The 20,973-nt window shown below is 71.6% G+C and carries 22 protein-coding genes; 18 read left to right on the forward strand and 4 right to left on the reverse strand.

Features of this window, described 5'->3' with window-relative positions; genetic code table 11:
- Positions 1-358: 358 nt before the first annotated feature.
- The 10 genes from AC5677_RS12585 to AC5677_RS12630 all read left to right on the forward strand — a co-directional run bounded on the left by AC5677_RS12585 (position 359) and on the right by AC5677_RS12630 (position 11,937).
- Positions 359-1,564, forward strand: coding sequence for a M20 metallopeptidase family protein (locus tag AC5677_RS12585; RefSeq protein ID WP_497195123.1), 1,206 nt, complete (start codon positions 359-361; stop codon positions 1,562-1,564).
- Positions 1,565-1,701: 137 nt separating this feature from the next.
- The gene (locus tag AC5677_RS12590; protein ID WP_497195124.1) at positions 1,702-3,675 is read left to right on the forward strand and encodes a glycoside hydrolase; all 1,974 of its coding nucleotides are present in this window, start codon (positions 1,702-1,704) and stop codon (positions 3,673-3,675) included.
- 139 nt (positions 3,676-3,814) lie between these two features.
- A complete protein-coding gene (locus AC5677_RS12595; RefSeq protein WP_497195125.1) occupies positions 3,815-3,952 on the forward strand; it encodes a hypothetical protein in 138 nt (45 codons plus the stop codon).
- 2 nt (positions 3,953-3,954) lie between these two features.
- Positions 3,955-6,576, forward strand: a complete 2,622-nt coding sequence (gene nirB, locus AC5677_RS12600) for a nitrite reductase large subunit NirB (protein WP_497195126.1) — start codon at positions 3,955-3,957, stop codon at positions 6,574-6,576.
- Entirely contained in the window at positions 6,573-6,950 is a 378-nt protein-coding gene (gene nirD / locus AC5677_RS12605; RefSeq protein ID WP_497195127.1) for a nitrite reductase small subunit NirD, read from the forward strand. Before nirB ends, nirD begins: the two co-directional genes overlap by 4 nt.
- 115 nt (positions 6,951-7,065) lie before the next feature.
- Complete coding sequence (locus tag AC5677_RS12610; protein ID WP_497195128.1) at positions 7,066-7,587, forward strand: SRPBCC family protein; 522 nt, start codon at positions 7,066-7,068, stop codon at positions 7,585-7,587.
- Between the two features lie 59 nt (positions 7,588-7,646).
- Positions 7,647-7,952 (forward strand): ArsR/SmtB family transcription factor, encoded by a 306-nt coding sequence (locus AC5677_RS12615; RefSeq protein ID WP_497196598.1) that lies wholly within the window; start codon positions 7,647-7,649, stop codon positions 7,950-7,952.
- Positions 7,953-7,995: 43 nt separating this feature from the next.
- Positions 7,996-8,979 (forward strand): oxidoreductase, encoded by a 984-nt coding sequence (locus tag AC5677_RS12620; protein ID WP_497195129.1) that lies wholly within the window; start codon positions 7,996-7,998, stop codon positions 8,977-8,979.
- 153 nt (positions 8,980-9,132) lie between these two features.
- A complete protein-coding gene (locus AC5677_RS12625) occupies positions 9,133-11,034 on the forward strand; it encodes an APC family permease (protein WP_497195130.1) in 1,902 nt (633 codons plus the stop codon).
- A 105-nt stretch (positions 11,035-11,139) separates the two neighbouring features.
- Entirely contained in the window at positions 11,140-11,937 is a 798-nt protein-coding gene (locus AC5677_RS12630) for a maleylpyruvate isomerase family mycothiol-dependent enzyme (protein WP_497195131.1), read from the forward strand.
- A 201-nt stretch (positions 11,938-12,138) separates the two neighbouring features.
- On the opposite strand, the gene AC5677_RS12635 is transcribed toward AC5677_RS12630, so the two are convergent.
- The 3 genes from AC5677_RS12635 to AC5677_RS12645 form a co-directional block, all read right to left on the reverse strand.
- Positions 12,139-12,426 (reverse strand): hypothetical protein, encoded by a 288-nt coding sequence (locus tag AC5677_RS12635; RefSeq protein ID WP_497195132.1) that lies wholly within the window; start codon positions 12,424-12,426, stop codon positions 12,139-12,141.
- A 111-nt stretch (positions 12,427-12,537) separates the two neighbouring features.
- Positions 12,538-12,831, reverse strand: coding sequence for a hypothetical protein (locus AC5677_RS12640; RefSeq protein ID WP_497195133.1), 294 nt, complete (start codon positions 12,829-12,831; stop codon positions 12,538-12,540).
- An 80-nt stretch (positions 12,832-12,911) separates the two neighbouring features.
- Positions 12,912-13,397: an ATP-binding protein gene (locus AC5677_RS12645; RefSeq protein WP_497195134.1), complete on the reverse strand. Its 486-nt coding sequence runs from the start codon at positions 13,395-13,397 to the stop codon at positions 12,912-12,914.
- A gap of 244 nt (positions 13,398-13,641) precedes the next feature.
- On the opposite strand from AC5677_RS12645, the gene AC5677_RS12650 reads away from it, so the two are divergent.
- From AC5677_RS12650 to AC5677_RS12685, 8 genes are all read left to right on the forward strand, one after another.
- A complete protein-coding gene (locus tag AC5677_RS12650; protein WP_497195135.1) occupies positions 13,642-14,475 on the forward strand; it encodes a helix-turn-helix domain-containing protein in 834 nt (277 codons plus the stop codon).
- Between the two features lie 3 nt (positions 14,476-14,478).
- Complete coding sequence (locus AC5677_RS12655) at positions 14,479-14,676, forward strand: DUF397 domain-containing protein (protein WP_497195136.1); 198 nt, start codon at positions 14,479-14,481, stop codon at positions 14,674-14,676.
- Between the two features lie 245 nt (positions 14,677-14,921).
- On the forward strand, positions 14,922-15,227 hold the full coding sequence (locus AC5677_RS12660; RefSeq protein WP_497195137.1) for a hypothetical protein: 306 nt from the start codon (positions 14,922-14,924) through the stop codon (positions 15,225-15,227).
- 263 nt (positions 15,228-15,490) lie between these two features.
- Positions 15,491-16,783: an ABC transporter substrate-binding protein gene (locus AC5677_RS12665; protein WP_497195138.1), complete on the forward strand. Its 1,293-nt coding sequence runs from the start codon at positions 15,491-15,493 to the stop codon at positions 16,781-16,783.
- Between the two features lie 80 nt (positions 16,784-16,863).
- Positions 16,864-17,772 (forward strand): carbohydrate ABC transporter permease, encoded by a 909-nt coding sequence (locus AC5677_RS12670; RefSeq protein ID WP_497196599.1) that lies wholly within the window; start codon positions 16,864-16,866, stop codon positions 17,770-17,772.
- A 2-nt stretch (positions 17,773-17,774) separates the two neighbouring features.
- Complete coding sequence (locus AC5677_RS12675; protein WP_497195139.1) at positions 17,775-18,626, forward strand: carbohydrate ABC transporter permease; 852 nt, start codon at positions 17,775-17,777, stop codon at positions 18,624-18,626.
- Positions 18,627-18,770: 144 nt separating this feature from the next.
- A complete protein-coding gene (locus tag AC5677_RS12680; RefSeq protein ID WP_497195140.1) occupies positions 18,771-18,911 on the forward strand; it encodes a hypothetical protein in 141 nt (46 codons plus the stop codon).
- A 182-nt stretch (positions 18,912-19,093) separates the two neighbouring features.
- Positions 19,094-20,044: a TauD/TfdA dioxygenase family protein gene (locus tag AC5677_RS12685; protein ID WP_497195141.1), complete on the forward strand. Its 951-nt coding sequence runs from the start codon at positions 19,094-19,096 to the stop codon at positions 20,042-20,044.
- 25 nt (positions 20,045-20,069) lie between these two features.
- On the opposite strand, the gene AC5677_RS12690 is transcribed toward AC5677_RS12685, so the two are convergent.
- Positions 20,070-20,900 (reverse strand): ArsR/SmtB family transcription factor, encoded by an 831-nt coding sequence (locus tag AC5677_RS12690; protein WP_497195142.1) that lies wholly within the window; start codon positions 20,898-20,900, stop codon positions 20,070-20,072.
- Positions 20,901-20,973 lie beyond the last annotated feature (73 nt).

Genomic DNA, 20,973 nt, shown 5'->3' on the forward strand with positions numbered 1-20,973 from the left:
GCGCAGGGGTGCGCGGCGCACGGACGGGAAGGGGAGGTACGGCCTGGGGGATGAGCCGCGCGTACAACGGATGCGGGGCGCTGACGTGCGGGTGCGCGGCGTCGGGCTGGCTGGTCACAGGCCGAAACTATGGCCGCGGGCGGCGGCGAAACAGCAGGTCAGGCCGTAATTCCCGATCCTTAAGGCGGCCTTGAGGAAGGGCTGACCGCCCGTTAAGAACGGCGGGTACGGCCCGCCGTGCGCGGCGGGGACCGCCGATGGTCTCGCGTCGGGAGCGGCGGCCGACCAAGCTGAGCAGCAGCACTGGATCACTCCCTGCCGGACACCGCCCCACCTCTGCGAGACAAGGAGCGCCCCGATGAACCTCCGTGACGACGCCCGCGCCCTGACCGACGACCTCGTACGGATGCGCCGCACCCTGCACCGCACCCCCGAGCTCGGCCTCGACCTCCCCCGTACCCAGGAGGCGGTGCTGGCCGAACTGGACGGCCTGCCGCTGGAGGTGCGTACCGGCGACGGGCTCAGCTCGGTGACGGCGGTGCTGCGCGGCGGGCGGCCCGGACCGGCCGTGCTGCTGCGCGGCGACATGGACGCGCTGCCGGTCGCCGAGCGCACCGGCCTGGACTTCGCGGCCGACAACGGCCGGATGCACGCCTGCGGCCACGATCTGCACACGGCCATGCTCACCGGCGCCGCCAAGCTGCTCGCCGCGCACCGCGACCGACTGGCGGGGGATGTGCTGTTCATGTTCCAGCCCGGCGAGGAGGGCCATGACGGCGCGCGGCACATGCTCGCCGAGGGGCTGCTGGACGCCGCGGGGCGGCGGCCGGTCGCGGCGTATGCGCTCCATGTGCTGTCGGCCGGGCTGCCCAGTGGGGTCTTCCGTACCCGCGGCGGACCGGCGATGGCCGCGTCCAATGTGCTGCGGGTGACGGTCCGCGGCGAGGGCGGGCACGGCTCCATGCCGTACCGCGCCAAGGATCCGGTGCAGGCGGCGTGTGCGATGGTGACGGCGCTCCAGGCGTGGATCACCCGGACCTTCGATGTGTTCGACCCGGTGGTGCTGACGGTGGGCACCTTCCACGCCGGGACGCAGACCAACGTCATCCCCGAGACCGCGGAGTTCCACGCGACCGTACGCAGCTTCTCGGACGCCGCCCAGGCGCGGGTCAAGGACGGCACGGTGGAGGTGTGCCGGGGGATCGCGGCGGCGTACGGGGTGGGCGTGGAGGCGGAGTTCGCCGAGCTGTATCCGGTGACCGTCAACGACCACGACGAGGCGGCCTTCGTGGGGGACACGGTCCGTGAGGCGCTGGGCGAGGAGCGCTTCGCGCCGCAGTCGCAGCCGCTGCCGGGCTCGGAGGACTTCTCCCGGGTGCTCGCCGAGGTCCCCGGCGTGATGGCCTTTCTCGGCGCGCCGCCGCGGGGCGCCGACCACGAGCGCAGCCCCAACAACCACTCCCCGCTCGCCGAGTTCGACGATGCCGTGCTGGCGGACGGGGCGGCGGTGTACGCGGAGCTGGCGGTGCGGCGGCTCGCGGCGGCATCCGGGGCGGAGGACTGACGGTGTTCCGCCGGTATTCCGAACTCGCCTGTGGGGCACGCGGGTTGATGCCTGACGGCCCCCGCGGCCCCCGGCTCCCCGGGGGCCGCTCCGGCGGCTCTTAGAACGTTCTTAGCCCCGGTCACTATCCAGGACGCATGACATCCAAGATCACCCGAGCGGTCGCCGCCTCCCTCGCGCTGACCGCCACGACGCTGGGCCTGGCCGGCTGCGACAGCGCCGCCGCCGGGACGCTCCGGGGCAGCCGTCTCGAACTCCCCGTCACCGGCGGCACCGCCGTCATCGACACCGCTTCCCTGGCGGTGACCGCGCGCACCGGTGACGGCCGGCGCATGGTGCTGTCGGAGGCGGCCGCGGGCGGACTGGGCCGGCCCGGCCCGGTGACCCGTACGGCCGACGGGGCGCGCTGGAGCTATCCCGCCAAGGGGCTGAGCGTCCGGGCGCGTACGGAGCGCGGCCGGCTGCGGATCACGCTGCGGTCGGACCGCGACGGCTCCGTCAGCTGGCCGGTCACCGGCACCGACCGGGCCGCCTCCGCCGTCCAGCTCCCGCGCGGCGAGGGCCTGGACATCCCCGTACGGGACGCCTTCTGGAACGGGGAGAAGGCAGGGCTGGCGGGCAGCACGGTCGACGTGGGCGCCGATCTGGCCCTGCCCCTTTGGGGGTACTCGATGAAGGGGGCAACCGGCCGAGCGGGCCGTGGGGTGAGCTATCTGACCCCGACCGACATCGGTACGTCGCTCCGCTTCGCCTCCACCGGCGGCCGCCTGCGCACCACCGCCGCGCACGCCTTCTCCGCCGGCGAGGGCACCCGCGACTACGACGTCTCCTTCGCCCTCACCGACGGCAATCCGGTCGCCCCCGCCGCCGACTACCGCTCCTACCTCGCGGAGCACGGCCGGCTCGGCAGCCTGCGCGAGAAGATCCGGCGCAACCCGGCCAACGGCAAGCTGCTCGGCGCCTTCCACGCCTATGTGTGGGGCGACGCCCGGACCGTCTCCGGCATCGCCCGCCTGAAGAAGCTGGGCGTGGACCGGATGTGGCTCGGTTATGACGCGGGGCCCCACCCGATGGACGCCGCGGCCGTCCGGGCCGCCGGGCGGGCGGGCTATCTCGTCGGCCCGTACGATTCGTTCGCCAACGGCCAGGACCCGCGGAGCGCCGACAGCCCCACCTCGGCCTGGCCGGACCGCGTCTACCCCGACTTCTGTATACGGAAGGCGGACGGCGCCCCGGAGACCGGGTTCGGCGGCCGCGGCTGCTATCTCAGCTCGCGCGCCTTCGAGAAGGCCGAGCCGGACAAGCACTATCTGGCCGACCGCACCCGCGCGATGGTCGCCAACGGCGCGGACAGCTACTTCCTGGACGTGGACGCGACCGGCGAGGTGTTCCGCGACCACGGCGCGGGCCATGAGATGACCAAGGCAGGCGACCGCGCGATGCGGCTCGCCCGGATGCGGCGCCTGTCACAGCGCCTCGTGCTCGGCTCGGAGTCCGCCCAGCCCTGGGCCAATCAGGTGCTGGCCTTCGACCACGGCTCGGGCACGCCGGTCGCCGACGGCCTGTGGAAACTGGAGCGCGACAAGCAGAAGTGGGGCGGCTACTACCCCGAGAACGCCCCGACGAACTTCTTCCGGCCGGTCCGGCTGCCCGCCGATCTGGCCACCGCGATGTACGACCCGAAGTACCGCGTGCCGCTCTACGAGACCGCGCTGCACGGCTCGCTCGTCAACGCGGAGCGCTGGGAGCTGTCGTACGACAAGCTGCCGCAGCAGAAGACCACCCGCGCGCTGCTCGCGATGCTCTACAACACCCCGCTCAACTACGTCCTGGACGGCCCGTCCATCCAGCGGCACGGCCCCGAACTCGCCGCGCTGCAGCGGTACTTCTCCCCGCTGCACCGCGCCGCGGGCACCGACCGGATGACGTCGTTCCGGTGGCTCACGGGCGACCGGAACGTCCAGCGCACGGTCTTCGGCGACGGCACGCTCACCGTCACCGCCAACTTCGGCACCACGGCCCACGACGGCCTGCCGGGCGGCTGTGTCGACGCGAAGCTCCGTACGGACGCGCATCCGCGGCGGCTGTGTCCGGCGCGGGCCGGCGGGTGACGGGCGCCCGCCGACCCGGCCGTCGTGCGGACGCCCGCCGCCGCCTCACAGGGCGGCCGGTGCGCCACTGAGGGCAGCGTTCCGCCGGGGAAACAGTGGGGATGCGGGCGGGTAACAGCCGGACCGCAGGCTGACGGACATGACCTTGGCACTGCGTGTGGTGGTGACCGGCGGCGGGCCGCCCGGCGTCCCGGCGGCCCGCGCGCGGGAGGGCTGCGACGTACCGCCGCCCGCCGCCCCGCTGCTCCACCCGCTCACCACCGACGGAGGCTTCTGATCATGGCCGCAGCCGCCAGCCCCACCAGCACCGGCACGGGCACCACCCGCCCCACCATCGTCCTCATCGGGCACGGCATGGTCGGCCAGCGCTTCCTGGAGGAGCTCGCCGACCGGGGCGTCACCGAGCGGGCCCGGGTGGTCGTGCTCTGCGAGGAGCCCCGGCCGGCCTACGACCGCGTCCAGCTGACCTCGTACTTCGCCGGCCGCACCCCGGACGACCTGAGCGTGACCGCCCCGGACTTCATGGCCCGGCACGGCATCGAACTGCACCTGGGCGACCCGGCCACCGCCATCGACCGCACCACCCGCACGGTCACCGCCCGCTCCGGCCTGACCGTCGGCTACGACACGCTGGTGCTGGCCACCGGCTCGTACCCCTTCGTCCCGCCGGTGCCCGGCAAGGACAGCGCGGGCTGCTTCGTCTACCGCACCATCGAGGATCTGCTCGCCATCGAGGAGTACGCCGAGAACGCCACCACCGGTGTGGTCGTCGGCGGGGGGCTGCTCGGCCTGGAGGCGGCCGGCGCACTCAAGGGGCTCGGACTGCGCACCCACATCGTGGAGTTCAACGCCCGGCTGATGGCCCTCCAGGTGGACGAGGGCGGCGGCGCCGCGCTGCGCCGCAGGGTCGAGGAGATGGGCCTGGAGGTGCACACGGGCGTCGGCGGCAAGGAGATCGTCGCGGACGGCGGCGCGGTCACCGCCATGGAGCTGTCCGACGGCTCCCGGATAGCAACCGACCTCGTCGTCTTCTCCGCCGGGGTCCGCCCCCGCGACCAACTCGCCCGGGACTGCGGGCTGTCGGTCGGCGAGCGCGGCGGGATCGTCGTCGACGAGCGGTGCCGCACCAGCGACCCCGCCGTCTACGCGATCGGCGAATGCGCGCTGGCGAGCGACGGCCGGGTCTACGGCCTGGTGGCGCCCGGCTACGACATGGCCCGCACCGCCGCCGACACCCTCGCGGGCCGGACGGCCGCCTTCACCGGCGCCGACCTCTCCACCAAGCTCAAGCTGCTCGGCGTGGACGTGGCCTCCTTCGGCGACGCCCACGGCACCACCGAGGGCTGCCTCGACGTCGTCTACGCCGACTCCCGCAGCGGCGTCTACAAGAAGCTGGTCATCGGCCGGGAGGGCGAGCTGCTGGGCGGCGTCCTGGTCGGCGACGCGGAGGCGTACGGGATGCTGCGGCCGCTGACCGGCAGCGTCCCCCCGCTGGCGCCCGAGCAGCTGGTGATGCCCGCCGGGGCCGGCGCACCGGCCGCCCTCGGCCCGTCCGCGCTCCCCGACGACGCGGTGATCTGCAACTGCCACAACGTCACCAAGGGCGCGGTCCGCGGCGCGGTCACCGAGCACTCCTGCGCGACCGTGCCCGAGGTCAAGAAGTGCACCAAGGCCGGCACCGGCTGCGGCTCCTGCGTCAAGACGCTGACCACCCTGGTCAACGACGAGCTGGAGGCGAGCGGCGTCAGCGTCGACAAGGGCCTGTGCGGCTGCTTCCCGCACACCCGCGCCGAGCTCTACGAGATCGTCCGCACCCTGCGGCTCACCTCGTACGCGGCACTGCTGGCCTCGCACGGCCGGCCGGCGGCGCGGGGCGGCGACGGCTGCGAGATCTGCAAGCCCACCATCGGCTCCATCATCGCCTCCCTCGCGCCGTCCGTCGGCGCCGACGGCTACATCCTGGACGGCGAGCAGGCCGCCCTCCAGGACACCAACGACCACTTCCTGGCCAACCTCCAGCGCAACGGCTCGTACTCGATCGTGCCGCGCATCCCCGGCGGCGAGATCACCCCGGAGAAGCTGATCGTGATCGGCGAGGTGGCCCGCGACTTCGGCCTCTACACCAAGATCACCGGCGGCCAGCGGATCGACCTGTTCGGCGCCCGCGTCGATCAACTCCCGCTCATCTGGACCCGGCTGGTGGCTGCCGGCTTCGAGTCCGGGCACGCGTACGGCAAGGCGCTGCGCACCGTGAAGTCCTGCGTCGGCCGGACCTGGTGCCGCTACGGCGTCCAGGACTCGGTCCGGATGGCCATCGATCTGGAGCTGCGCTACCGGGGCCTGCGCGCCCCGCACAAGCTCAAGTCCGCGGTCTCCGGCTGCGCCCGCGAATGCGCGGAGGCGCGCGGCAAGGACTTCGGCGTCATCGCCACCTCCAACGGCTGGAACCTGTACGTCGGCGGCAACGGCGGCGCCGACCCACGGCATGCGGACCTGCTGGCCCAGGACCTGTCCGACGCCGAACTGATCCGGCTGATCGACCGCTTCCTGATGTTCTACATCCGCACCGCGGACCGCCTGGAGCGCACCTCCGCCTGGCTGGAGCGGATCGAGGGCGGCCTCGACCACGTGCGCGACGTCGTCGTCCACGACTCCCTCGGCCTGTGCGACGAGCTGGAGGCCCTGATGGCCGCCCATGTCACCCACTACCGCGACGAATGGGCCGAGACCCTCGACGACCCCGAGCGGCTGTCCCGCTTCGTGTCCTTCGTCAACGCACCCGACGCCCCGGACCCGTCCGTCCGCTTCGTACCGGAGCGCGGCCAGGTCAAGCCGGACCTGACGCCGCTGGCCGGCCCGACCCTGCCCGTACGCACCCTGGAAGGAACCTCCGTCCGTTGACCACCGCCACGCTGACCGAGACCGGCACCGCGACCGGCACCGTCGAGATCCTCGGCCCCGACGGCTGGCTCGCCGTCTGCGCCCTGGACGCCCTCACTCCTGGCCGCGGGGTCGCCGCCCTGCTTCCCGACGGCACCCAGGCCGCCCTCTTCATCGACCGCGCGGGCCGGGCGTACGCGATCGGCAACCAGGACCCGTTCACCGGCGCCCAGGTCCTCTCCCGGGGTCTGACCGGCTCCGCCGCGGACCGCCCGTTCGTGGCATCGCCGCTGCTCAAGCAGCGTTTCGACCTTGCGACGGGAGACTGCCTGGACGATCCGTCGGTGTCCGTGGCGGCATATCCGGTGCGGATCCGGGGCGGGGCCGCCGCCTGACGCCGCCACCCCTTCGCGCAACCAACGGGTTGCACCTCCCGTCGCGACGTGCAACCCTTGGGTAGCACGTAAGAACGGACCACACTCGGATCACGCCCGGCGGGAGGCCCCCCTCATGACCACCGACAACCCCGGCAGCACCGGCAGCACCGGCAGCGACAACAACCCCGGCAACGACGCCGACACCAGGGACCACATCGAGCGGGAGATCAGCATCGCGGCGCCCGTCGAACGCGTCTGGGCGGTCCTCACCGAACCCGAGCACGTCGGCTCGTGGTTCGGGCAGGGCGAGCCGACGCCGGTCGACCTGCGGCCGGGCGGCATCATGCACCTCGACCACGGCGAGTACGGCCAGTTCCCGACGGTGATCGTGAAGGTGGACCCGCCGCACTACTTCTCGTACCGCTGGGCCAGCGCACACCCCGGCCAGGTGGCGACCGAGGGGAATGCCACCCTCGTCGAGTTCACCCTCACCCCGGAGGGCGACGGCACCCGGCTGCGCGTGACGGAGAGCGGATTCGCCGGCCTCGCCATCCCCGAGGAGCGCCGCCGGACCGCCTCGTACGAGAGCCACTCGGAGGGCTGGTCCGCCCAGGTCGAGAACATCCGGCAGTACGCGGAGCGGCTCGCGGCATGACGCATGACTCCGATCCGGACACGGGCTCCGGGGCCGGTCCCGACGCCCCCGGGGACGCCGTGGCGGAGGTGCTGTCCGCGCTGGCGGACCCGACCCGCCGCCGGATACTCGATGCCCTCGCCGACCGCGGCGAGGCGACCGCCACGGCCCTGGCGGCCCAGCTGCCCGTCAGCCGCCAGGCCATCGTCAAACACCTGGGCGTCCTGGACCGGGCCGGCCTGGTCGCCGGGCACCGGCAGGGCCGCGAGTCCCGCTACCGGGTCGTACCCGAGCGGCTCGGGGTCACGGCCCGGTGGATGGACCGGGTCGCCGCGGACTGGGACTCCCGCCTGTCGGCCATCAAGCGCCTGGCGGAGGGCGGCTGACACCCCCGGCGTAGGCTGGTGTTCCCCTACCGAGGAGTACGGCGTGACCCGGTGGAACACCAGCCACATACCCGACCAGACCGGCCGCTCGGTGGTCGTCACGGGCGCCAACAGCGGCATCGGCTATGTCACCGCGCGCGAGCTCGCGCGGCGCGGCGCCCGCGTGGTGCTGGCCTGCCGCAACGAGACGCGCGGGGCCGCGGCGCTGGACCGGTTGCGCACCGAAGTCCCCACCGCCGAGGCGGAGTTCCGGCCGCTCGACCTGGCCGACCTGTCCTCCGTACGGGACTTCGCGGCCGGCCTCGGCACCTTCGACGGCGACCGCCTCGACCTGCTCATCAACAACGCGGGCGTGATGGCGCTGCCGTACCGCACCACCGCCGACGGCTTCGAGATGCAGTTCGGCACCAACCACCTCGGCCACTTCGCGCTGACCGGCCTGCTGCTGCCCAAGCTCCTCGCCACACCGGGCGCGCGCGTCGTCACCGTCTCCAGCATGCTGCACGCCCTCGCCGACATCGACCCCTCGGAGCTCTCCGGCCCGTCCGGCTCGTCCGGCATCAACGGCATCAACGGCATCAACGGCGAGCGTTCCTACCGCCGTTGGATTGCGTACGCCCGCTCCAAGAGCGCCAACCTCCTCTTCACGCACGAGCTGGCCCGGCGCCTGGCCGCGGCCGGCTCCCAGGTCGTCGCGGCCGCCGCCCATCCCGGCTACGCCGCCACGAACCTGCAGACCGCCGGCGCCCGCATGGAGGGCCGCTCCACCACCGAGCGGGTCATCGAACTGGGCAACCGCCTCATCGCCCAGCCCGCGGACGGCAGCGCCCTCGGCACGCTCTGCGCCGCCACCGCGCCCCATATGCGCCCGGATTCCTTCGTCGGGCCGCGGAGCGGGCTGCGGGGCGCCCCGGCGCCGTCCTTCCGGGCGCCGTGGACGAAGAACGACGCGGCGGGCGAGCGCCTGTGGGACGCCTCGGAGGAGCTCACCGGGGTGCGGTACGCGTTCGCCGGGGCGACGGCGTGAATCCGTACCGGCCAAAAGTCCGTACGGGCATCAGGAATCCGTCAAGAACACCCCATCGCCCGCCAAGGGCACGCTAGGGCCGCACGTCGGTCGCCTCCGTACCGCTCACCCTGAGCTGGTCCCGCGCAGTGCCACACGGAGGTACGACGAACGATGTCGATGGTGTCCCAGCCCGATCACCGGCCCGAGGCCGAGGCCGACGAACCGCCGGACGCCGTCGAACAGCCCGAGGGCGCCGCCGCGGCCGGGGCGGCCGACACCCGCCACCGGCTGACCGCCCTCCAGGGCCTGGCCGCCCTCTCGCTCGACGCGATGGCCTCCGTCGCGTACGGACCCGAGTCGGTCGTCCTGGTCCTGGCGGCGGCGGGCGGCTACGGCCTCGGCTTCACGCTGCCCGTCACCCTCGCCATCGCGGCACTGCTCGCCGTACTGGTCGCGTCGTACCGTCAGGTGATCGCCGCGTTCCCCAACGGGGGCGGCTCCTACGCGGTCGCCAGGACCCACCTGGGCCGCCGCACCGCCCTGGTGGCCGCCGCCTCGCTCATCCTCGACTACGTCCTGAACGTCGCGGTCTCCGTGACCGCCGGCGTGGCGGCCCTGACCTCGGCCTTCCCCGCCCTCTACGACGACCGCGTCGGAATCTGCCTCGCCGTCCTGGTCCTGATCACCGCCATCAACCTGCGCGGCATCGTCGACTCGGCGAAAGCTTTCCTCATACCCACCGCCGTCTTCATCGCGTCGATCCTCGCCATGATCGTCGTCGGCCTCTTCCGCGACGCCCCGGCCTCCACCGTCACCGCCGACGGACACGCCTCCGCCCTGGCCCACAACGCCACCACCGTGGGCGCCCTGCTGCTCCTCAAGGCGTTCGCCTCCGGCTGCTCGGCGCTGACCGGCGTGGAGGCGGTCGCCAACGCGGTGCCCTCCTTCCGCGCCCCGGCCGCCAAGCGCGCCCAGCGCACCGAGGTCGCCCTCGGCGCCCTGCTCGGCGTCATGCTGATCGGCCTCTCCGTCCTGATCGGCCGCTTCCACCTCCAGCCCGTCGAGGGCGTCACCGTGCTCGCCCAGCTGGCGGACGCCTCGCTCGGCCACAACTGGGCCTTCTACGTGGTCCAGTTCGCCACGATGATCCTGCTCGCCCTGGCCGCGAACACCTCCTTCGGCGGCCTGCCGGTCCTCATGGGCCTCCTGGCCCGGGACAACTACCTCCCGCACGTCTTCGGCCTGAAGGCGGACCGGCAGGTCCACCGCCATGGCGTCCTCGCCCTCGCCGCCGTGGCGGCGGTCCTCCTGGTCTTCTCCGGCGGCGACGTCAACACCCTCGTCCCGCTCTTCGCCATCGGCGTCTTCGTCGGGTTCACCATCTGCCAGGTGGGCATGGTCCGACACTGGCTCCTCGACCGCTCCCCCGGCCGGCGCGCCAAGGCCGTCCTCAACGGCTTCGGCGCCCTCCTCACCGGCGTCTCGGCGGTCATCGTCACCGCCACCAAATTCACCGAGGGCGCCTGGCTGATCGTCATCGCCCTCCCCCTCCTCGTCCTCGCCTTCGAGGCCGTGCACCGCGCCTACGGCCGGATCGGCGAGCGCCTGGGCCTGGGCCGCGTCCCCGAACCCCCGCGCGCCGCCCGCTCCCTCGTCATCGTCCCCGTGTCCCACCTCTCCCTCCTCACCTCGGAGGCCCTGAACGCGGCGGTCTCCCTCGGCAACGAGGTGATCGCGGTGACCGTCACCTACGGCGACCCCGAGGACCGCCCGGCCACCGAGGCCCTGCGCCGCGACTGGGAGCTGTGGAACCCCGGCGTGGAACTCCTAGAACTCCCCTCCACCACCCGCTCCGTCGGCCGCCCCATCGCCGACTACGTACGCGACCTGACCACCCGGCACCCCGCCACCCGGGTCACCGTCCTGATCCCCGAGGCCGAACCCGCCCACCTCTGGCAGCGCCTGCTCCAGAACCAGCGGGGCGCGGTCGTCGCGCATGCGGTCCGCCGCGACACGGACGCGGTCATCTGCCGCCTGCGCTTCCGCCTCGCGACGCCGCCCCGCGCCCAGTAGCGACGCCTCCTACCCACCGCGGCGGCCCGGCGGTCCGGCGGCCCGGCATTGGTCCCTCCCCGTGGCGACGGCCCATTGTCAGTGGCTCCCTCTACCGTGAGACACATGGACCTCACTCTGAGCTACGACGACCACTGCGCCGAAATCAGCCACCAGGCCGCCGCGCTGGCGTCCTCCCTCACGGATGCCGTCGACCTTTCCGTCTCCGTGCCCTCCTGCCCGGACTGGAACCTCGCGCAGCTCCTACGGCATCTGGGCGAGGCCCACCGCTGGGTCGAGGAGATCGTCCGCACCCGGGCCGCCCAGCCCCCGCCCGACACCGCCCTCCGCACCCTCCCCCGCGACACCACCGAATCCCCGTCCTCCCTGGCCACCTGGCTCACCGAAGGCGCCCGGCAACTTTCCGACACCCTCCGCACCACCGGCCCCGACGCCCGCATCTGGACCCCGCTGCCCTCCGGATCCCCCCGCTTCTTCGCCCGCCGCATGGCCCACGAAACGGTCATCCACCGCGCCGACGCCTGCCTGACCCTCGGCACGGACTTCACCGTCGGCCAACGCGTCGCGCTCGACGCCCTCGACGAATGGATGGAACTGGGCTCCCTGCCCGAGATGTTCGACCACCACCCCGAGCGCCGCGACCTCCTCGGCCCCGGCCGCACCCTCCACTTCCACGCCACCGACACTCCACCCGAAGCCGCCGCCGACTGGCTCGTCGACCTCACGGGCGACACCCTCGCGTGGCGCCGCTCCGGCGAGCCGGCGACGGTGTCGGTGAGGGCGTCGCTGACGGACCTTCTGCTGCTGGTCTACGGGCGGCGGCCGGCCGATCCCGACACGTTCGAGATCCAAGGGGATGCGGAGCTTCTGGAGTTCTGGCTGGCGGAGGTGATTTTTGCGTGAGGAGGTGAGAGAGCTGTGGGAGTCCGGTGCCGACGGCTGCGCTTGGGCGCACCGGCCGGGGGCCTGTGCGCATTGGGCGTGAACCAATCGGGCCGCCGCGGCGTGAGCTAGGTTCCACCACACCGCCCAGGCCGTCGCCATGACGCTGTCCAGACCATCGCCCCGCCTCCATCAGACTCCATCACGCTCCTTCACGCTCCTTCACGCTCCTTCAGGACGCCAATCCCGAACCCGGCTCACCGTCGTCGTGATCAGGCAGGTCGTGGCGTGGAGCCTGATCCCCTCCAAAAGGATCCCCGCGTGGTGTCGCACGTGCCCGACCGGATCGTTGTCGCGCAGTCCTCGGACCAGATCCTGCAGCGCCGGCCGGGACAGGTAACCGGTGCCCACCACCACGGACTGTCGCGGTCCCGGATCGGCGTCAGCGGCGATGCGTCGGCACGCCTCGACGATTTCGCGGTCCTGCTCAGCCGGCGCCGTCAGCGCCACCGCGTAGATCGCCCGCAGCTTCTCGTCCCGGTCAACAGCCCGGTCGAGATCGTCGAGCGCTTCCTGACCGGCCGCCGGCCGACAACCCCGGCCGGCGATCGAGTCAGCCGGTCAGTCGATCCAGACGCTGGCGCCGGCATCGGATTCGGCGTACCGGCCCGGCTGGACGACGGTGTCGACATCGCCCGTGCAGTCGGGTCCCGTGAAGATGTAGGCGATGGCGTCGCGGGTGCGGTTGGCCACGGTGGTGGGGGTGTCGGCGCTTTCGTAGCAGCCGCTGGGGCGGAGGATCGGGCGGCCGTCGATCAGGAGGAGGCCGTTGGCCGCGGATGCGGAACCCGGTGCGGCGAGGGCGAGCAGGGCGGCGGCGGTGAGGGTGCCGAGGGTGGTGGCGATGCGGCGCATGGTGGGTGTGCCTCCTGGCGGCGGGGCCGCGCCCGTCGCGGCCCGCAGAGGAATGACCGTACGGGGTCGCGCATGAGCCGTCATGGGCGTGAATGAGTCCAATGGGGCGAGAAAGGGAGGGAGTTGAGGACCTCGGACAAGGGGGGAGGGTCCGTTGTGTCCAGCTCGCACCACACCGTTTTGCCGACGTCGAGTACGTGCACGCCCCAGCGGAGGGAGAGGGCGCGGACCAGGAGTAAGCCGCGGCCGGAGGTGGCGTTCGGGGTGGGCTTGCCCATGTGCGGGAGGCGTTTGCCGTGGGCGTCGGTTACGGCGATCTGCAGGACGGCGGGGGTGAGGGAGAGCCGTACCCGGAAGAGGCGACCGCGGACGGTGCCGTGGACGACGGCATTGGTGGCGAGTTCGGAGACCAGGAGGCACGCGTCGTCGGCCAGTTGCGGGTGGCCCCACTCCGTTGCGAGGCGAGCGGCGCGGTTTCGGGCGAGGACGATGCTGTTGGCGCGGGGGGTGTAGTCGAGGACGTCCTCTTGGAGGACCGCTTCCGGCGGGTCGTGTGGGGCGATCATGTCGGCCACCTCCGGATCAGGGCAGCGCCCATTAATCGGCGTTCCGGCTTCAATCGGCGTTCCGGCTTCGCGACGCCGCGCGAGCGGTTCACCGCGGACGGTAGCGGCGGTGGACGGATCCGTACAAGTTCCTCTCGGAGGATATCCTCCGGACGCGTTTGCAGGGGCGCTTCCTCCAGCGACAAACTGACCCCGCGCTTCAGGAGGGGTACACGTGACAGCACGTCAGCCAATGCATCAGCCGATGCAGGGGAACAGCACCACAACGGTCTTGGGGCGCCGGTTGGGTGGCGAACTGCTGCGGCTCCGCACGGCAGCGGGCATGCGACAGCCTCAGGCCGCCGAGGCCCTCAGCGCTTCCACGACCAAGATCGCAAAGATGGAGGGCGGCTGGGTCCCCATGCGCGATCCGGACATCCGGACGTTGTGCGCCCTGTACGGCGTGACCGACCCGGCCCTCGTGGGTGGCCTGCTGGAGCTGGCGCGGATCGACCGCGAGCGGCGCAAGGCCAAGGGGTGGTGGAACGAGTTCCCCGACCTTGGGGACATGCAGGAATACGTGACCCTGGAGAGCGCGGCCACGGGGATCCGGTCCTGGCATCTGACCTTTGTGCCCGGCCTGTTGCAGACGCCGGACTATGTGCGGGCGCTGCGGGCCGACGAGCGGTTCGTTGCCGCGCGCGTGGCGCGGCAGCGGCGGCTCATCGAGGATCCGCAGCTCTCGCTGCACGTGGTGATCCACGAGGCGGCGCTGCGGAGCCTCGTCGGCGATGCATCGGTGATGCGCGGGCAACTGGAGCATCTGACGACGGTGACCCGGAGCCCGAACGTCACCGTTCAGGTGCTTCCGTTCAGCTCCGGGTCCCATCAGGGCATGGACTGCGCGTTCAACATCATCTCGTTCGGCGAGCCCGGGGCCATGGACGTGGTGTACATGGAGATCCCGTTCAGCCGACTGTGGGTGGAGGGCGGGGAGAGGGCCGCACAGCACGACGAGCTGTTCGGGAGAATCGCGCGGCACGCCCTCGGTGAGCGTGAGTCGCAGGCGTTCATCACCAGCATCGGCAAGGAGCTGTGAGCGATGACCGAGTTCGGATTCCGCAAGTCCAGCTACAGCAATCCTGAACGCGAGTGCGTCGAGGTCGCCACCAATGTCCCCGGCACCGTCGCCGTGCGCGACTCCAAGGACCCCGACGGTCCGATGCTTCGTCTCGCTCCCGCCTCCTGGGCCCGGTTCCGTGGTGCGGTCGCGGAAGGGCTGTTCGCGGCGGCTCGCTGACGGAAGGTCCAATCTCCGGCCTTGTCCGTTCCCACAGAGGTTGGGGCGGTAGTGACAACGCGCTGACGGGGCGTAATCAGTCATGGAATTCTTGAGGTATGACGATGCCGCCCGAAGTGCCGTGTGAGGAGTGCCGGGGTACCGGCACGGTCGAGTGGGAGACCCAGGACGGTAATCCCACGACAACGCAATGCTCCCGGTGCATGGGCACCGGCACGGTCCCGGCGTAGGAGGCGGACGACGACGTGACGACCCCCCGTGAGGGCAACCGGCTGCGCGCGCTGCCCCCCGAGTACGTCGACAGAATGCGCTGTACGCGCTGTGAGCTGCGGAATATGAAGCTGCCGGGTACGGCCGGGGGGCTGTGCATCCCTTGCTATGCGCTGGAGCGGCAGGCGGCGCCGCGGCGGACCAGTCAGGGGATGCAGCTGGCCAACTTCGTGTCCGATCCGTGCATGGGGTGCGGTTCGCATGCGGTGGACGCCAATGGGTGGGCGTTCTGGTGTGATGCGTGCGGGATGCAGGTGGCGGTGGCGTATCCGCAGCCGTAGGCACGATGGTGTGTGGGCGCGGTGGTGCGTGCGGGCGTGGGGCGCGTCGGGGCGGGGGCTGCCGGTGGCCGGGAGGCCCTGGTTGCCGGGTTTCGGCCGGTGGGCGCTTGCATGACCTTTCAGCGGTTTTCGGAAGGTCGATTCGTCAAGGTGCAATGCGGTTTTCACACGCGTGGGGCAGAGTGGTCGGGCGCACCACACGGTGATCGGCCAGCACCAACGACACACACTCCGGGGCCACGACCACAGGGGGCGATACGCGTATGGGCGGGATGACGGGAAGCGGCGTCGGCATCGGCAGGCGGCGGCTGTTGGCCGCATCCGGCGGTATTGCGGCGGCCGGGGCGCTTGCCGCCTGTGGGTCCAACACCGGTCGGGGTGGCGGGGGTTCGGGGCCGGAGCTCAGCCAGTGGTACCACCAGTACGGCGAGCCGGGGACGCAGCGCGCCGTGCAGCGGTATGCCGCCGCGTACAAGAAGGCCGATGTGCGGGTGCAGTGGCGGCCGGGCGACTACGACCGGCAGACGGCGGCTGCGTTGCTGACGGACTCCGGGCCGGATGTGTTCGAGGTCAACGGGCCCTTGCTGGACCAGATTCAGAGTGGGCAGGTCGTGGATCTGACCGCTGAAGTCGAGCCGGTGAAGGACGACTTCAACCAGGCGGTGCTGGCGCCGAAGATCTGGCAGGGCAAGGTGTGGGGCATTCCGCAGGTCGTTGACATGCAGATGCTTTATTACCGCAAGAGTTTGCTGCGGAAGGCCGGGGTCGAGCCGCCGCAGACGCTGGACGAGTTGGTGGATGCGGCGGGGAAGCTGAGCACCAAGAACGTCAAGGGACTGTTCCTCGGGAACGACGGTGGCGTCGGGGTGCTCAGCGGGACGCCGTTGCACGCGGCGGGGCTGAGTCTGATCGGCGACGACGGCAAGGTCGGGTTCGACGATCCGGCGGCGGCGCGGGTGCTCGGCAAGATCCGGCAGTTGTACGCGGACAAGTCGTTGCTGCTGGGCGCACCTACGGACTGGTCCGATCCGGCCGCGTTCATCCAGGGGCTGACCGCGATGCAGTGGTCGGGGCTGTGGGCGCTGCCGGCGATCAAGAAGGCGCTGGGGGACGACTTCGGGGTGCTGCCGTTCCCGAAGGACGGAACGGGTGGGAAGCCTGCCGTGCCGGTGGGTGCCTACGGGTCCGCCGTCAGCGCGCGAAGCAGGCGCAAGACGGAGGCCAAGGCTTTTGCGAAATGGCTGTGGGTGGATCGCACCGACTTTCAGCAAGACTTTGCGCTGTCCTACGGCTTCCACATTCCGGCGCGGATCTCGCTCGCAAAGAAAGCCAAGCAGTTGCAGCAAGGTGCCGCCGCGGATGCGGTGCGGTTCGCGACGGAGTACGGCCATGCCGAGCCGCTGCTGTGGACCACCGCGGACCGTACCGTCTACCAGGACGCACTGAGCCGGATCATCAAGGACGGCGCGAACCCGGAGAGCGAGCTGAAGAGCGTGGTGCGCAAGGTCAATGCCGAGCTGCAGCTGGTCAAGAAGAAGCAGAAGTCGGGGAGGTGAGCGCCTCGTCCACCCGGGCCGCGCAGGCTGCCCAGGTCCATGGGGCCACCCCGGCGCCCCGGGCGTCCCGTGCCGTCCGACTGCTCGGGCCGCAGCGACGGAATCTCTGGTTCTGGGTCTTCGTCGGGCCGTTCGCGATCGGGCTGGGGCTGTTCACCTACGTACCGCTGCTGTGGAGCCTGTACCTCAGCCTCTTCGACGCGCACAACACCGTGACGCCCGCGAAGACGGACTTCGTGGGGCTGGGCAATTACGCCACGATGCTCAGCGACGAGGCGTTCCTCGGCAGCCTGGGCACGTTCTTGCTGTTCACCGCCTTCATCGTGCCGGCGACATACGCGCTCTCCCTCGGCCTCGCGCTGATGGTCAACCGGCTGCGGGTCGCCCAGGCGTTCTTCCGGTCGGTGTTCTTCCTGCCGACGGCCTGCTCGTATGTCGTCGCGGCGGTGATCTGGAAGCTGTCGATCTTCAACGGGGTGCGCTTCGGGCTGGCCAATACGGTGCTGGGGTGGTTCGGGGCCGATCAGACCGCTTGGCTGTCCACCACCGATCCGCCCTGGTACTGGCTGGTCATCGTCACCGTACGGCTGTGGCTGCAAGCCGGTTTCTACATGATTTTGTTTCTTGCGGGGCTGCAAAGGATTTCACCGCAGTTGTACGAGGCCGCGGCGGTGGACGGGGCGCGGCCGGGCTGGCAGGTCTTTCGGCACATCACCTTTCCGCAGCTGCGGGCCACGTCCGTGGCGGTGGTGCTGCTACTGGTGATCAATGCGTTCCAGGCGTTCGACGAGTTCTACAACCTGCTGAGCGATGCGCGGGGCTATCCGCCGTATGCCCGGCCGCCGTTGGTCTACCTCTACTACACGGCGCTCGGGCAGGATCAGAACCTCGGGCTCGGCAGCGCGGGCGCGGTGATCCTGGCGCTGATCATCGCGGTGGCGACGGTCGTCCAGGCCCGCTGGTTCGGCCTCGGCCGGAAGGAGGACTGAGCATGCCGATGCCGGGCACGCACGATGCGCTGACCAGGGCCGGGCGCGCGCTGCGGGTGGTGATACTCGTCGTCCTGGCGCTGCTGTTCCTGATCCCGTTCTATCTGCTGGTACGCAACGGGCTGGCGACCGAGCGGGAGATCACCTCCCCCGAGTGGACGCTCTTCCCGCGCGCACTCCAGTGGTCGAACCTCACCGAAGTGTTCACCGACCCCGGTCTGCCCATGGCGCGGGCGCTGCTCAACTCTGCGCTGATCGCGGTGTCGACGACCGTCGGCACGGTCGTGCTCGCCTCGCTGGCGGGGTACGGGCTGGCGCGGATCCCGTACCGGTACGCCCCGGTCGTCTTCTACGCGATCCTGGGGACGCTGATGGTCCCGGCGGCCGTGACGTTCGTGCCGAGCTTTGTGCTGGTGTCGTCGCTCGGATGGATCTCGACGCTGCGCGGGCTGGTCATTCCGACGCTGTTCAGCGCCTTCGCCTGCTTCATCTTCCGGCAGTACTTCCTGGGCTTCCCCAAGGAGCTGGAGGACGCGGCGCGGGTGGACGGGCTCGGGTACTGGCGGACGTACTGGCGGATCGTCGTGCCCAACGCGCGGCCGGTCTTTGCCGCGGTCGGGACGATCGTGTTCATCGGGGCCTGGAACGCCTTTCTGTGGCCGCTGGTGATCGGCCAGGACCAGGAGGCGTGGACGGTGCAGGTGGCGCTGTCCACGTTCACCACGGCGCAGAACCTGAATCTGCACGAGCTGTTCGTGGCGGCGGCCGTGTCGATCGCGCCGCTGGTGGTGGTCTTTCTGCTGCTTCAGCGGTACATCGTGGCGGGGGTGGAGCGCAGCGGTATCGATGACTGACGGGCGGGCCGGCGGGCGGGCCGGCCCGCCGGGGCCGGTCAAGCCGCCGGCCGGGTCCCGCCCGGCGCACCGGCTTCTCGCCGGGCCTCCCCGGACGCCGTAGCGGCCCCCGCGGCGGCCGACGGATGCGGTACGGTGCGTGGCATGAGCACGCACCCCATCTTCCGTGAGGCGGAGCCGCGCACCGGCGGCCCCCACGGCGAGTGCGCGCCCCGCGGCCTGAGCTTTCTGCGCCGCCGCGGCCGGGTGGGATCTCCCCCGGCCGGTTGTCGCCGTACGTCCTGACGCCCCAGGCGTACCCACCGCGTCTCTGCGGCCTCTCTGCGGCGTTTCCCTGCCGTAAGGCCTCCCGCCGCGACGCCCCGTCCGGCTTTCCCGTGAAGACGCTCCCTACAGCCGTACGGCTTCCCCGCGAGGACGCCCGTACGGCTCCCGCCCCTCCCCTTCTCTCGTGCCAGGAGGACCAATTGACGGCCATCGCCGACCCCACCGCCCCCACGGACACCCCCGTGCTGCGCCCCCACCGCATCCCCGCCGACGGGCTGTACGAGGGCCACCGCATCCTGCGCCGCACCCCCGACGGCTGGGTGGACCGGCCGTACGAGCTCTTCGAGGTGGTGCCGCAGGCCGCCACCATCGGGGCCGAAATCCGCGGGCTCGACCTCTCCCGGCCGCTGTCCGGGAAGCTGCGGCAGGAGCTGAACCGGGCGCTGCTGGAGTGGAAGGTGCTGTTCTTCCGCGGTCAGCATCTGGCCTCCGGTGCGCAGCGGGAATTCGCCCGCAATTGGGGAGAGCTGGAGACCAATCCGTTGCTCGCGCGGGGCGATGCGAAGGATGTGGTGCGGTTCGACAAGACGGCCGGTGCGGTGCCGACGTTCGAGAACGTATGGCACACCGATGTCACCTTCCGCGAACGGCCCGCGATGGGCGCGGTGTTGCAACTGCGGGAGGTTCCGCCGGCCGGCGGAGACACGATGTGGGCCGATATGGCTGCCGCGTACGACAATTTGCCGGAGAAAATCCGGGCACGGATCAATTGCGCGCGAGCGGTGCACGACTATCTCCCGGGGTTCGTGCGCTTCTACTCGTCCGCCCAACTGGCGCCATTTCAGCAGGAGTTCCCACCGGTCGAGCATCCGGTGGTGCGTCGCCACCCGGAGACCGGGCGGCGCATGCTGTTCGTCAACGCGTCGTTCACCACGCGGATCGTGGGGCTGACGGAGGCGGAGAGCGACCGGCTGCTGCGGGTGCTGTTCCAGCAGGCGCAGGTGCCGGAGTTCCAGGTGCGGTGGCGGTGGCGGGCGGGGGACGTCGCGTTCTGGGACAACCGGGCCACGCAGCACTATGCGGTGAACGACTACGGGGCGCACCGCCGGGTCGCCGAGCGGGTCGCCATCGCGGGCGACCGGCCGTACTGAGCGAGGGGGCGGCCGCGACGGCCGCTCACCCCTGCACCTCCGCCGGGCGCGCCCCGCGCAGCAGCGCCGCGCCCAGCGGGGTCAGGGTGTGGAGGACGGCGTTGCCCTGGCGCAGGGTGAGCAGCAGACCGGCGTCACGCAGCACCGTCGCGTGCTGGCTGGCGGAGGCCAGGGAGACATCGACGCGGCGGGCGAGTTCGCTGGTCGTGCAGCCGATGCCGATGCCCTGGAGGATCGCGGAGCGGGTGTGGCCGACGAGCCGGCTCAGGGAGCGCTCGGGCGGGACGGGTGGCGTCAGACGGGGCGCCTGGTGCTCGACGGGGTAGACCAGGACGGGCGTCAGGTCCGGGTTGTGGAAGGTGACCGGGGTGCGGCGGCAGAAGTACGAAGGCAGCAGCAGGAGTCCGCGGCCACCCAGGTGGAGGTCGCGGTCCACCGGGTAGTCGGCTTCCAGAACGGGCGCCCGCCAGCGGAGCATCGGCGGCAGCGAGGCGAGCAGCCGGTCCGCGCCGCCGTCCAGGAGGGCCCGGCCGCGAGCGGCCCGGTCGGCCTCGATACGACCCTGGACGCGCGACCAGCACGGGGCGACGGCGGCCTCGTAATAGCGCTGGAGGACGCCGGCGAGGCGGCCGAGCGAGCGGCTGCTGCCCTCGGCCATGTCGCGTATCCAGGTCGGCAGCGGGCGGGCGGCGGCGGGCAGCCGCGAGAGCTCGTCGTGCAGCCGGGCCGCCGGGGTTTCCCGCAGCGCCGCGAGCGCCTCGTCCATGCCGAGGAGCCCTTCGGCGGGCGTGAGGAAATCGGGGAAATAGCCGCGGACGGGCACCAGCGGAGCCAGCAGCCGTGTTTCGCCATTCAACCTTCCGCGCGTTTCCGATCGCCATCTGCCGAATGCGGAATCGTCCCGTCTGTCGCGTAGTCGGTGAAAGCTC

This window comes from Streptomyces sp. JLSY215 (genome assembly GCF_059682825.1).